Here is a 12,082-nt window from a genome sequence, read left to right as displayed (position 1 = left end):
CCGCCATGAGCGAGCAGGTGCGGGTGCATCCGCAGGGTCTGTGCGAGAGCGACGACGTCGGTGCCGGGACCCGGGTCTGGGCGTTCGCGCACGTCCTGCCGGGTGCGCGCGTCGGGCGGGACTGCAACATCTGCGACGGCGCGTTCGTCGAGGGCGGCGCCGTGCTCGGTGACAACGTCACCGTGAAGAACGGCACGCTCGTGTTCGAACGGGTGACTTGTGAGGACGATGTGTTCCTCGGCCCGAACGTCCTGTTCACCAACGACCTCCGGCCACGGGCGGCGATCAAGCGCGGCGGGGACGCCCTCCTGCCGACCACGGTCCGCCGCGGCGCCACGCTCGGCGCGGGCACCGTCGTCGTCTGCGGGACGGAGATCGGGGAGCACGCCTTCGCCGCCGCCGGTTCCGTCGTGACCCGCTCGGTGCCCGCGCACGCGTTCGTGGCGGGCAACCCGGCGCGGGTGAAGGGCTGGGTGTGCGTGTGCGGGGAGCGGCTCGGGGACTCGCTGGTGTGCGCGGACTGCGGCACCGCGCACGAGCGGTCGGGTGAGGGCCTCCGGGTCCGCTGAGCGCCCGTCGCTACGGTACGTCCGCACCGTTCCCCGCTCCCCGAGGAGAGACATGGCCCGCACCGCATCCGACCGGACCACCGCCTTCGGCGCCGCGACCAGGGCCCTGCGTGACGTCGGGGCGGCGGCCTGGTTCGGCGGCTCCCTGATGGGCGCCTCCGGACTCAACGCCGCCGCGGACGCCGCGGGCACCCCCGCCGACCGCGAGCGCGTGGTCAGCGCGGGCTGGGCGAAGTGGACCCCGATCTCGCGCGCCGCCCTGGCCGCCACGTTCCTGGGCGGCGTGGCGCAGCTGGCCACCCGCCGGAGCACCGCGAACGTCGTCGGCGTGGGCCTGACGACCGCCGCCGCCGGGCTCACCGCGGGCACCGCCGTCATGGGGTCCAAGGAGGTGCCGGAGACCACGATCCACGCCGTCGAGTGGACGATCCCGGCGCTGCTGGCCGGCGTCATTCTGGCCGGGGCCAAGCGCTAACGCAGGCCGATCGCGAAGGCGCCCCACGGCAGGGTCTGCAGGCGGGCCCGGAAGCCGAGCTTCTCGAGCATCGGGACGGCCTCGTCGGCGACCGCGACGGTGCGGGCGTCGGAGATCTCGACCTTGATGCAGCGGACGTCTCGCGCCCAGTCGCCGTGGGCGAGCAGCTCCTGCCACGCGCTCTCCACGCTGACCAGCAGGTAGTCGACGGGCGCGCCGCCGGTCCAGTCCGCGAGGATCCGGCCCGCGTCCGCCGCCTCGATCCGCGGCTGCAGGCTGTCGTCGCTCGCCGCCGGGGGCTGCTCGGGGGCGGTGTCGGTGATGTTCACGCCCCAGGCGTCCCGGTCCCAGCCGACCTGCAGCGTGGCGTCCCGGTGCCAGACCGCGGTCTCGACGATCCGCCCGCGCCCGCCGAGGTGTTCGAGGTTGCGGCGGGCGAGCACCGCGTTGTCCGTGTCCGGCTCGACGCCCAGGACGCGGGCCTCCGGGTACTCGTCGGCCAGATCGGCGAGCAGCAGCCCGATGTTGGCGCCGAACACCGCGATGTGGCGGACCGGGCCCGGCATGTCCGCGGGCGGCATGTGGTGGCCCTCGGCGAGGAACTGGAAGGCGCGCAGGTCGCGCGAGCGCGGGCGCAGCCAGACGATGCGGTCGCCGAGCTCCGGCACCCGGAACGGCCGGGCGGACGAGGCGGGCCGCTGGTCCTCCTCGCGCCCGAGGGCGGACTCGGCGAGCAGGCGCACCATCCGCGCCCGGCCCGCCGCGTCTCCCACCCGGACCACGGACCGGACACCCCGCGCGGCCTGCCGCGCCGCGCCGGTCGCGAGCCCGAGACCCTCGCCGTGGCGCAGGTGCTCGACGAGACGGTGCAGGCGGGTGCCGTGGGGGATCTGCTCGGCCATCGTGTCCTCTCGGCTCACCCGCCCGCGTGTCGGTGGGGCGGGTCCAGGGTACCGGCGGCACTCGTTAGGGTTGCTCGGGTGGACATCCAGTCGCTGCGCAGCAAGGTCGGCGAGCTCCCCGCGGCGCAGCTCGCGTACCGCTGCGCGGTCGCCGGTCGGATGCGGGCCGAACGCTGGGGCCTCGCCCTCGACGAGTCGGTCCGCACCCGCACCCGCACGGAGAAGCCGCGTTCCGCGGGAGTCGGCCGGATCCTGGCCTACCACTCCATCGGCACGGACTCCTGGGGCGTGAACGACGTCCGCCCCGCGGACTTCGAGAAGCACCTGCAGCTGGCGATCGACGACGGCTGGACCTTCGCCACACCCGCCGAGGTCCTCGCCGACCCGGCGCGCCGACAGCTCGCGATCACCTTCGACGACGGCGCCACCAGCGTGCTGGACCACGCCGTCCCGGTCCTGCGGCACCACGGCGTCCCCTCCACGATGTTCGTCGTCAGCGGGTGGGCGGACGGCGGTCACTCCGCGGGATACGAGCACGTCCTGGACTGGGACGGCCTGGCCCGGCTCGAACAGGCGGGGGTCACGCTGGCCAGCCACTCGGCGTCGCACCCGGACTTCGGCCGCCTCGACCCGGCCGCCGCGGAGCGCGAGCTGGTCGAGTCGCGCGAGCGGCTGGAGAAGATGCTCGGCCACGAGATCGACGAGTTCGCCATCCCGTTCGGCCAGTCCGCCAACTGGACCCCCGCGGCCGGGGAGATCGCCGCCCGCGTCTACCGCACCGTGTACGCCCAGGCCGTCGACACCCGACCCGCCCACACCGTCCCGCGCACGTTCATCACCCGGATCGACCGCCCCCTCGTCTTCCGCGCCGCCCTGAACGGCGCGTTCGACGACTGGGAGGAGTGGTTCCTCGGCCCGCGCTGAGGGACTCGCGGTCGCTCGGCTCGCGCCGAGGACGAGTGGCCGCGGCTTCTCGGCCACCCTCGGGCGGCGCTCAGCCTGCGCGCTCGTCGTCGAGATCCGGGTCCGCGGCGCGGCGGCGGGCGAGGAGCTCGTCGAGGCGCCGGTTGTCCAGGGCCTCGCGACGCTCGGCGCGGTAGGTGGTCTCCTCCGCGTCCAGACGTTCGACGAGCCGCGCGAGCCTCGTGCTGATCCTGAGGACCTGCGTGCTCGTCGCTCACCGCCTGCAGTTCGGCCGCGACCCGCCGGCCGTGCTCGGTGATCTCGATGATGTGGCTGCGCCGGTCGTACGGATCCGGATACTTCTGGATGGTCTCGGCGATCTCGAGCCGACGGACGTGGTCGGACGCGGTCTGCGCCGTGATGCCGAGCAGCCGCCCGAGATCCGCCTGGGTCTCCTGCTTGCGCACCGCGAGGTGCGACAGGATCCGCCACGTGGTGCGCGTGGACCCGTGCCGCACGAGCCGCCGGTCCAAGGCCCGGTCCGAGGCCCCGGCCGCCATCGCGAGCCAGTGGCTGAAGGTGATGTGGTCGTACCGCATGGTCTGCTCCTGTCGGTTCCGCTGCGCCGATCCGGAGTCTGACCGGCCGCACCGGTCCGCGAGCGGTTTTCGCAGATTCCGGTGCGAAACCGTCCGCCTCCACTCGTTCTCGCGGCACAGGACCCTGAGCAGGGCGGACGGCACTCTGCTCAGGTTCCGGATGGTCCGGCGCCGTGGCTTTCCGGGCGGCGCTGGACCGGTCAGGCGTGGTGCGGCGCGTTGCTCAGGTTTCTGATGGTCCGGCATCGCGGCCTTCCGGGCGGCGCAGGACGGGGCAGGGGTGTTGCGGCGCGCTGTTCAGGTTTCTGATGGTCCGACACGATGACCGTCCAGGCGGCGCAGGACCGGTCAAGGGCGTTGCGGCGCGCTGCTCAGGTCCCGGATGATTCCGAATCCCTGTCGTTCCAGGTCGGACCATCCGACCACCGGGCCATCAGGTTCCTGGGCCACGCTGCTTCCTGGCGTGGTCCAGGAACCTGCTGAATCGGGCACCGGACGGCCCCCGTTCTGGAACATCAGGAACCTGGGCTTCAACATCAGGAACGTGGGCTTCGTGTGCCGGTGCCCGCGTCGGCTCTGAGGCGGGCCGGATTGTCGGGGTGCTGGATGGTCCGGAGCCAGGGCTTCGTGAGGGGGAGCCCCGGTCGGATCCGGGGTGTGCTGGATGGCCACGGCGCCGGACCGTCAGGAACCTGGGCTTCGCGTGGCGCATCCCCCGTCGGATCCGGGGTGCGCCGGATGGGCGGGGTGCCCGACCATCAGGAACCTGGGCTTCGCGTGGCGGTGCCCCCGTCGGGTCGGAGGTGGGCCGGATGGTCGGGATGCCGGACCGTCAGGGACCGGAGTGTCGCGTGGCGGAGCCCGTGTCGGGTCCGAGGCGCGGCGGATGGGCCGGGCGCCGGACGATCAGGAACCTGAGCGCGCCGCCGTCCCGCCGTCCCGCGCCCGCGGTCCGCCCTCAGCCGGCGGACAGGGCGGAGCGGAGGACCTCGATGACCCACGCCTGCTGCTCCGCGGTGATCTGCGGGTAGAGCGGGAGGCTGAGGATGCGGTCGGCCATGGCCTCGGCGACCGGGAAGTCGCCCGCCTTGCCCAGGGTCGCGAACGCCTCGGTGAGGTGGACCGGGGTGGGGTAGTGGATGCCCGCGCCCACGCCGTTCGCGTTCAGGTGGGCCAGGACCTCGGCGCGGCGGTCGACCTCGATCACGTAGAGGTGCCAGACGGGCTCGTTGCCGGGGGTGACCGTCGGGGTCACCACGGGCAGGTCGGCGAGCAGGGCGTCGTAGCGGGCGGCGGCCTCGCGGCGCAGCGCGTTCCACGCGTCGAGGCGCCTGAGCTTCGCGCTGAGCACCACGGCCTGGAGGGTGTCCAGGCGGCTGTTCACCCCGACGACGGTGTGCTCGTACTTGCGCGGGGAGCCGTGCGCCCCGATCAGCCGGACCCGGTCGGCGAGCTCGGCCGAGCTCGTCAGCACCGCGCCCGCGTCCCCGTAGGCGCCGAGGTTCTTGCCCGGGTAGAAGCTGGTCCCCGCGATGTCGCCGATCGCGCCCGCGCGCCGACCGTCGCGGCGGGCACCCTGCGACTGGGCGGCGTCCTCGACGATCCGGACCTCGGCCGGGAGCTCGGCGCGCAGCCTGGCCACGTCCGCGACCTGGCCGTACAGGTGCACCGGCAGGACCGCGCGGGTCCGCTCGGTCACCGCGGCGAGGGCGGCGTCGACGTCGATCAGGGCGGTGCCGGGCTCGCAGTCGACGAGGACGATCTCCGCACCGGCGCGCGCCACCGCCTCGGCCGTCGCGATGAAGGTGTTGGCGGGCACGATGCACTCGTCGCCGGGGCCGATGCCGAGCGCGCGCAGGGCGAGCTCGAGCGCGTCGGTGCCGTTCGCGACCCCGACGACGTGCTCGACGCCCGAGTACGCGGCGTACTCGGCCTCGAACGCCGCGACCGCCGGACCGCCGACGAACGCGGTGCGGGCCAGGACCTGCTCCCAGCCCTCGGCGACCTCGGCGGCCACCTCGGCGTGCTGGGCCGCCAGGTCGACCAGGGGCACGGGTCCGGCGTTCATGCCGCTCCCTGCAGGTTCAGCGCCGAGGCGAGCGCGTCGACGACGAGCTTCTGCTCGGCCTCGCCGACCTCGTGGTGCACCGGCAGGATGATCGTGTTCCGGGTCAGGTGCTCGGTGACGGGCAGCGGCCCGTGCGGGTGCCCCGCGTACGCGGGCTCCAGGTGCGCGGCCATGATCCCGCGCCGCGCGGACACCCCCGCCCCGGCGAGCGACTCCAGGACGGCGAGCTGGTCGGCGCCCGCGGGCAGCTCGACCCAGAACGACTGGTAGTTGCCCGTGCCGAACGCCGGATCGGTGACCGCGCGCAGCCCCAGCGGCTCGAGCAGCTCGCGGTAGCGCGCGGCGATTGCGCGGCGCTGCGCCACGATCCCCGGCAGCCTGCCGAGCTGGACGAGTCCCATGGCGGCCTGCATGTCCGTCATCCGGTAGTTGAACGCCGTCTCGGCGTACCCCTCCAGGACCACCTTCGACCCGGCTGCGTGCCGGTCCGCGGCGGACACGGTCATCCCGTGCTCGCGCAGCCGACGGATCCGGGCGGCCCACTCGGCGTCGTCCGTGGTCACCATGCCGCCCTCGCCCGTGGTGAGCAGCTTGCGCGGGTGGAAGGACCACGCGGCGAGCAGGGCGCCGGTGCCGACGGGTGCCCCGTGGAGGGTCGCGCCCGCGGCGCAGGCGGCGTCCTCGACGAGCGGGATGTCGCCGCACACCTCGCGCAGCGCGGGGACGTCCGCGGGCTGGCCGCCCTGGTGCACGACGAGGACGGCCCTGGTGCGGTCGGTGAGCACCGCGGCGACCGACGCGGGCGTCAGGTTGCCGGTCTCCGGCGAGACGTCCGCGAAGACCGGCGTCGCGCCGCAGTAGCGGATCGCGTTCGCCGTGGCGATGAACGAGAACGACGGGCAGACCACCTCGTCGCCGGGGCCGACGCCCAGCACGTACAGGGACAGGTGCAGCGCCGTGGTGCAGTTCGAGGTCGCGATCGCGTGCGCCGCGCCCACGTGGGCGGCGAACGCCTTCTCGAACTCCGCGACCCGCGGCCCCTGGGCGACCCAGCCCGACGTGACGGCGGCCGCGACGGCCCGGGCCTCCTCCTCGCCGAGGAGCGGCTTCATGACCGGGATCATCAGGCGGTCACCCCCGTCTCCTGCTTCCACCAGGCGACGAGTCCGCGCAGGCCCTCGTCCATGCCGATGGTGGGCTTCCAGCCGAGGTCGCGGGCGGCGGCGGAGATGTCCGCGAGGCGCCGCGTGACGCCGTTGACCTGGCGCGCCGGGCCGAACTCGGGGGTGAGGTCGGAGTCCATGGCCTTCAGCAGCGCGTCGGCCAGGCCCGCGAGGGAGATCTCCTGGGCGGTGGCGATGTTGTAGACGTCGTCGGTGACCGGGGCCTGCGCGGCGAGCACGTTCGCCCGGGCGATGTCGTGGACGTGCACGAAGTCCATGGTCTGCAGCCCGTCGCCGAAGATCAGCGGACGCTCGCCGCGCTGGATGCGCTCCATCCAGCGGATCAGCACCTCGGTGTACACGCCGTAGGCGTCCATCCGCGGGCCGTACACGTTGAAGTAGCGCAGCGCGACGTAGTCCAGGCCCTTCATGGCGTGGAAGCTGCGCAGCATGCCCTCGTTGAACGCCTTCGCGGCGCCGTAGAAGGTGTCGTTGTTGTACGGGTGGTGGCGCTCGGTGGTCGGGAACTCCTCCGCGAGCCCGTAGACCGACGCCGACGAGCTCGCCACCACCTTCTTGACGCCCGCCTCGGCGGCCTGCTCGATGACCGAGAAGGTGCCGTCCACCAGGGACTCGAGCGCGGTCCGCGGCTGCTCGGCGCACTGGGTGATGCGCAGCGCGGCGAGGTGGAACACCAGGTCCTTGCCGGCCGTCAGCTCCCGCACGACGCCGAGGTCGTTGATGTCGCCCTCGACCAGGGTGAGCCGGTCCCCGGCCCGCTCCTGCGCGGCGGCGATGTTCTCGCGACGCCCGCGCACCAGGTTGTCCAGGACCACGACCTCGGCGGCCCCGGCATCGACGAGCTGGTCCACCAGCGTCGAGCCGATGGTGCCCGCACCGCCCGTGACCAGGATCTTCTGGCCGGAAACCGGCTGGGCTGCCTTCTCGCTGGCGGTCACACCGTCACCTCTCCACGGCCGCGCTGGGCCATCGTGGTCGCCACGTTCTCGATGACCCCGGCGGTCTCGCGCGGGGTCTGCTGGACTGCCCGGATCGGGACGGACTGGCCGTCCTTCGCCAGGCTCTCGGAGGCCGCCTCGAGGATCGCGAGGACCCGCAGGCCCGCGAAACCGTCGGTGAGCGGGCGCCGGTTCTCCGCGATGGCCGCGGCGAACTCGACCATGACCGACCGCAGGGCCTCCAGGTTGGCCAGCGCGGGGGCGACGGTGTCCCCGGTGCGGTAGGACACGAGCCTGCGGCCGCGGACGTCGGCGTCCAGGTCCGCGAGCTCGTCATTGCGCTCCACGCCGCGGTCGTGCTCCGACAGCCGCTGGGTGGGGTTGAGGTCGTCCCAGATGATCGTGCGCTTGGACCCGCCGACCACGAACGTCCGGATCTTGGTGGGTGACAGCCAGTTCACGTGCACGTGTGCGAGGCCGCCGTTGGACAGCCGCAGGGTGAGGTGCGCGACGCAGGCGTGCCCGGCCCCCACCGGGTCGGAGCCGTGCGCGGCGACCGAGACCGGGGCCACGTCGTCCGGGAGGATCGCGTCGAAGATCGAGAGGTCGTGGGGGGCGAGGTCCCAGAGGACGTCGACGTCCGGCTGCACGATGCCCAGGTTGATCCGCACCGAGTCGAGGTACTGCAGGTCCCCGAGACGCCCGCTGCGCACGGTCTCGCGGATGTGGCGGACCTCGGAGGTGTAGCAGAACGTGTGGTCGACCATCAGCACCCGGCCGAGCCGCTCGGCGGCCTCGACGAGCTGCCTGCCCTGGTCGTAGGAGGGCGCGAGGGGCTTCTCGATCAGGACGTGCTTGCCCGCCTCGAGCGCCTGCATGCCCACCGAGAAGTGGGTGGCGGCGGGGGTGGCGATCGCCACGGCCTGCACGGCGGGGTCGGCCAGCACGTCGTCCAGCGACGTGGAGATCCGCACCGTGGAGTAGTCGCCCAGCACGGCGCGGGCCCGGTCGGCGTCCAGGTCGCACAGGTACTCCAGACGCAGACCCGGCGTCTGCTGGGCGTTGCGGACCAGGTTCGGCCCCCAGTAGCCGCCGCCGACGACCGCGATCCCGATCGGACTCACTGACTCCACCGTGGTGGCCCCCCTCGGATCCGTTGACGTGGCGCAACGAAGCGACCCTACAAAAGAGCCGGATGATCACTCGGGCCGGTCCCCGCGGGCGCTCAGCGGGCGTTCAGGACGCCTCGTTAGACTGCGGCGCCATGACATCGGCCAGGTACGCCCCCCGCCGCGGGCCGCAGTGAGACGACAGGACGCCGAGACGGGCTCCGCATTCTCCGGCTGGTTCGCGACCCGCAACGGGGCCCAGTCCGACGACCCCCCGACCGGCCCGATCCAGCTCCCGACCAACCCCGCCCCGCTGCGCGACGACGACGGTGGACGCCGCGCGGACCGTCCGGGCGCCGCCGCCGGGGACGACGTCGTGCCGCCCGCCGAGATGGGCAAGGACCTGGGCTCGTCGTCGGGCGGCTCGGGTCGCCGGGCGCTGAACGACGGCCTGTCCCTCACCATCTCCGGAGCGGTCGGCTCGGTCGCCGGGCTGATCAGCTGGCTGATCGCGGCGCGGATCATGCCGCAGGAGGCGGTCGGCTACGCGTCGGCGTTCGTCTCGGCGTTCCTGCTGGTCGCCGGTGTGGCGCAGCTGAACCTCGACTCGGCGATGATGCTGTGGATGCCCCGCTCGGGCAAGAAGGCGTCGACGCTGTTCTGGCGCAGCCACCTCGTCATCATCCCGTCCTGCGCGCTGGTCGGGTTGATCTACGTCCTGCTCGAGCCGCTGATGGCGCAGACCGGTGCGGGCGAGTACCTGCCGACGTGGGCGGGCGGGCTGATGTTCCTGGCCGCGGCGATCGGCTGGGGCCTGTGGGGCGTGCACGACTTCAGCCTCATCGCCGTCGGCAAGACGTGGTGGGCCTCCTGGCGCAACATCGCGTTCGCGGTGGCGCGGATCGGGCTGCTCGTCGCGCTCGGCGCCTCGCTCGGTCCGTTCGGGGTCGTGGTGTCCTGGGTGGTCCCGATCGCGCTGTGGACGGTGGGCAGTGCCGTCGTGGGCGGCGTCTACACCCGCAAGTTCGCCCGGATGTCCGACCAGGAGTGGCTGCCGACCCGCCGGGAGGCGGCGCGGTTCCTCGGACCCACCACGCTGGCCCACTGGGGCACCGTGCTGCTGTTCAACCAGGTCACGGTCATCGTCACGCAGCGGTTCGGCGGGGCCACGGGCGCCGCGTTCTTCATCGCCTGGCAGGCCGTCATGGTCATCGACATCGCCTGCCAGCGGTTCATGCAGTCGCTCTCGGCGCAGCTGGCCCGCGACCCGGAGAACGCGAAGGACCACATCCGCGCGTCCCGGCGCAGGCTGTACGTGATCTTCCTGCCGATGATCGTGATCGGGATCGCCGGGGCGAGCCTGGGCCTGTCCCTGTTCGGTCCGGGCTACGCCGAGGCCGCCGACGTGCTGCGGGTGCTGCTGGTCGGCATGGTGGCCCGCCTGATCATCAGCCACGAGCTGGGCGTCCGGCAGGCGCTGCACGACGGGTTCGGCTTCGCCCGGCTGCAGCTGATCAGCACGGCGTTCGTGATCGCCGTCGCGCTGTTCACCCCCATCGGACCGGCGAACCCCGACGGCAGCCACCCGGTGGACCAGCTGCTCCCCGTCGCCATCGGCTATGCGGTGAGCCAGGCCCTCTGCGCGATCGCGGTGCTGGTCTGGCCGCGCATCCGCCCGGGCGGCCCGAAACCCCGCGTCATCAAGATCGAAGAGGCCTGACCCCCAGGCCCCGGCTCGCCGTGTGGAGCCACAACTGTCGAATCAGCCGCCCGACACGACAGGTGTGGCTCCACGATGCGGCTACTGCAGGCCGCCGATCGCCACGTACTTGAGCTCCAGGAACTCGTCGATGCCGACGGTGCCGCCCTCCCGGCCCAGGCCGGACTCCTTGGTCCCGCCGAACGGGGCCGCGGGGTTGGACACCAGGCCGGTGTTCAGCCCGACCATCCCGCACTCGAGCTTCTCCGCCACCCGCAGCGCGCGGTTCAGGTTCTCGGTGAACACGTAGTTGACCAGCCCGAACTCGGTGGCGTTGGCGGCGGCGAGCGCCTCCTCCTCGGTGTCGAACACCGAGATGGGCGCGACCGGGCCGAAGATCTCCTCGTGGTTGAGCCGCGAGCTCTGCGGCACGTCGGTGATCACCGTGGGCGGGTAGAAGTAGCCCGGCCCGTCGACCCGCTCGCCGCCGACGGTGATCCGCGCCCCGTGCGCGACGGCGTCCCCGACGAGGTCGACCACCTTGTCCAGGCCCTTCCGGTCGATCAGCGGCCCGACCTGCACGCCGTCCTCGGTGCCGCGCCCGACCTTGAGCGCACCCATCCGCTCGCCGAGCTTCGCGGCGAACTCCTCCGCCACGGAGCGCTGCACGTAGAGGCGGTTGGCCGCGGTGCAGGCCTCGCCCATGTTGCGCATCTTCGCGAGCATCGCGCCCTCGACGGCCTTGTCCAGGTCCGCGTCCTCGAACACGAGGAACGAGGCGTTGCCGCCCAGCTCCATCGACGTCCGCAGCACCTTGTCGGCGCACTGTTCGAGGAGGATCTTCCCGACGCCCGTCGAGCCGGTGAAGGAGAGCTTGCGGGCCCGGCCGTCCCGGATGACCGGCTCCATCACCCCGCCCGCGTCGGTGGCGGTGACGATGTTGAGCACGCCCGCCGGGAGTCCCGCATCGAGCAGGATCTGGCCGAGCGCGAGCATGGACAGCGGGGTCTGCGGGGCGGGCTTGATCACCACGGTGCAGCCCGCGGCGAGCGCGGGACCGATCTTGCGGGTGCCCATGGCCAGCGGGAAGTTCCACGGCGTGATGAACACGCAGGGCCCGACGGGCTGCTTCATCACGAGGAACCGGCTGCCGCCCGCGGGGGCGGTGGCGAACCCGCCGTCGATCCGCACGGCCTCCTCGGCGAACCAGCGGAAGAACTCGGCGGCGTAGGCGACCTCGCCGCGCGCCTCGGCCAGCGGCTTGCCCATCTCCAGGGTCATCAGCAGGGCCAGCTCCTCCTGCCGGGCCAGCATCGCCTCGAAGGCGCGGCGCAGGATGTCGCTGCGCTCCCGCGGGGCCAGCGCGGCGAAGTCGGCCTGCGCCTCGTGCGCGGCGGCGAGCGCGGCCAGCCCGTCCTCGGGGGAGGCGTCCGCGACCTCGGCCAGGACCGCACCGGTCGACGGGTCCTCCACCTTCACGGTGGCCCCGGACGACGACGGTCGCCACCGCCCCCCGATGAGCAGGCCGGTGGGGACGGAGTCGAGCACCTTGCGTTCCAGATCGGCATTACCCATGACGCCGATGCTGCCATCCGACACCCGGAGCCGCAGGAACGGTGCTGCAGGGAACACGGTG

General features: G+C 73.0%; 10 protein-coding genes and 1 pseudogene. 4 read left to right on the top strand and 7 right to left on the bottom strand.

Features of this window, described 5'->3' with window-relative positions:
- Nucleotides 1-5: 5 nt before the first annotated feature.
- Both BLS43_RS05425 and BLS43_RS05420 read left to right on the top strand, forming a co-directional pair.
- Nucleotides 6-569 (top strand): acyltransferase, encoded by a 564-nt coding sequence (locus tag BLS43_RS05425; RefSeq protein WP_093077688.1) that lies wholly within the window; start codon nt 6-8, stop codon nt 567-569.
- Between the two features lie 52 nt (nt 570-621).
- Nucleotides 622-1,044 carry a hypothetical protein gene (locus tag BLS43_RS05420; protein WP_093077685.1) on the top strand — a complete coding sequence of 141 codons (423 nt, stop codon included), beginning with the start codon at nt 622-624 and terminating at the stop codon, nt 1,042-1,044.
- Here the strand turns inward: BLS43_RS05420 and BLS43_RS05415 are convergent.
- Nucleotides 1,041-1,964 carry a hypothetical protein gene (locus tag BLS43_RS05415; RefSeq protein WP_176921184.1) on the bottom strand — a complete coding sequence of 308 codons (924 nt, stop codon included), beginning with the start codon at nt 1,962-1,964 and terminating at the stop codon, nt 1,041-1,043. The genes BLS43_RS05420 and BLS43_RS05415 overlap by 4 nt on opposite strands.
- A gap of 60 nt (nt 1,965-2,024) precedes the next feature.
- Between BLS43_RS05415 and BLS43_RS05410 the strand changes: the two genes are divergently transcribed.
- Nucleotides 2,025-2,870, top strand: coding sequence for a polysaccharide deacetylase family protein (locus tag BLS43_RS05410; RefSeq protein ID WP_093077680.1), 846 nt, complete (start codon nt 2,025-2,027; stop codon nt 2,868-2,870).
- Nucleotides 2,871-3,214: 344 nt separating this feature from the next.
- On the opposite strand, the pseudogene BLS43_RS31945 reads toward BLS43_RS05410, so the two are convergent.
- The 5 genes and pseudogenes from BLS43_RS31945 to BLS43_RS05385 all read right to left on the bottom strand — a co-directional run.
- Nucleotides 3,215-3,409, bottom strand: a pseudogene (locus BLS43_RS31945) (MarR family transcriptional regulator); the annotation flags it as partial.
- A 997-nt stretch (nt 3,410-4,406) separates the two neighbouring features.
- Nucleotides 4,407-5,516, bottom strand: coding sequence for a DegT/DnrJ/EryC1/StrS family aminotransferase (locus tag BLS43_RS05400; RefSeq protein ID WP_093077674.1), 1,110 nt, complete (start codon nt 5,514-5,516; stop codon nt 4,407-4,409).
- The gene (locus BLS43_RS05395) at nt 5,513-6,628 is read right to left on the bottom strand and encodes a DegT/DnrJ/EryC1/StrS family aminotransferase (RefSeq protein ID WP_093078493.1); all 1,116 of its coding nucleotides are present in this window, start codon (nt 6,626-6,628) and stop codon (nt 5,513-5,515) included. The genes BLS43_RS05400 and BLS43_RS05395 overlap by 4 nt, the downstream gene beginning before the upstream one ends.
- 11 nt (nt 6,629-6,639) lie before the next feature.
- Nucleotides 6,640-7,638, bottom strand: a complete 999-nt coding sequence (locus tag BLS43_RS05390) for an NAD-dependent epimerase/dehydratase family protein (RefSeq protein ID WP_093077672.1) — start codon at nt 7,636-7,638, stop codon at nt 6,640-6,642.
- Nucleotides 7,635-8,762: a Gfo/Idh/MocA family protein gene (locus BLS43_RS05385; protein WP_093077670.1), complete on the bottom strand. Its 1,128-nt coding sequence runs from the start codon at nt 8,760-8,762 to the stop codon at nt 7,635-7,637. The genes BLS43_RS05390 and BLS43_RS05385 overlap by 4 nt, the downstream gene beginning before the upstream one ends.
- 178 nt (nt 8,763-8,940) lie before the next feature.
- Between BLS43_RS05385 and BLS43_RS05380 the strand changes: the two genes are divergently transcribed.
- Nucleotides 8,941-10,467, top strand: a complete 1,527-nt coding sequence (locus BLS43_RS05380) for a lipopolysaccharide biosynthesis protein (RefSeq protein ID WP_093077667.1) — start codon at nt 8,941-8,943, stop codon at nt 10,465-10,467.
- Nucleotides 10,468-10,548: 81 nt separating this feature from the next.
- On the opposite strand, the gene BLS43_RS05375 is transcribed toward BLS43_RS05380, so the two are convergent.
- The gene (locus tag BLS43_RS05375; protein ID WP_093078490.1) at nt 10,549-12,021 is read right to left on the bottom strand and encodes an NAD-dependent succinate-semialdehyde dehydrogenase; all 1,473 of its coding nucleotides are present in this window, start codon (nt 12,019-12,021) and stop codon (nt 10,549-10,551) included.
- Nucleotides 12,022-12,082 lie beyond the last annotated feature (61 nt).

The sequence above is a fragment of the Pseudonocardia oroxyli genome, assembly GCF_900102195.1.
Classification (GTDB): Bacteria; Actinomycetota; Actinomycetes; order Mycobacteriales; family Pseudonocardiaceae; genus Pseudonocardia; species Pseudonocardia oroxyli.
This window is presented reverse-complemented; position numbering and strand designations above follow the sequence as displayed.

Bases quoted from the DNA above. Each gene is read 5' to 3' on its own strand.
- BLS43_RS05400 (WP_093077674.1), bottom strand. From the start codon at position 5,516: ATGAACGCCGGACCCGTGCCCCTGGTCGACCTGGCGGCCCAGCACGCC.
- BLS43_RS05425 (WP_093077688.1), top strand. From the start codon at position 6: ATGAGCGAGCAGGTGCGGGTGCATCCGCAGGGTCTGTGCGAGAGCGAC.
- BLS43_RS05420 (WP_093077685.1), top strand. From the start codon at position 622: ATGGCCCGCACCGCATCCGACCGGACCACCGCCTTCGGCGCCGCGACC.
- BLS43_RS05395 (WP_093078493.1), bottom strand. From the start codon at position 6,628: ATGAAGCCGCTCCTCGGCGAGGAGGAGGCCCGGGCCGTCGCGGCCGCC.
- BLS43_RS05375 (WP_093078490.1), bottom strand. From the start codon at position 12,021: ATGGGTAATGCCGATCTGGAACGCAAGGTGCTCGACTCCGTCCCCACC.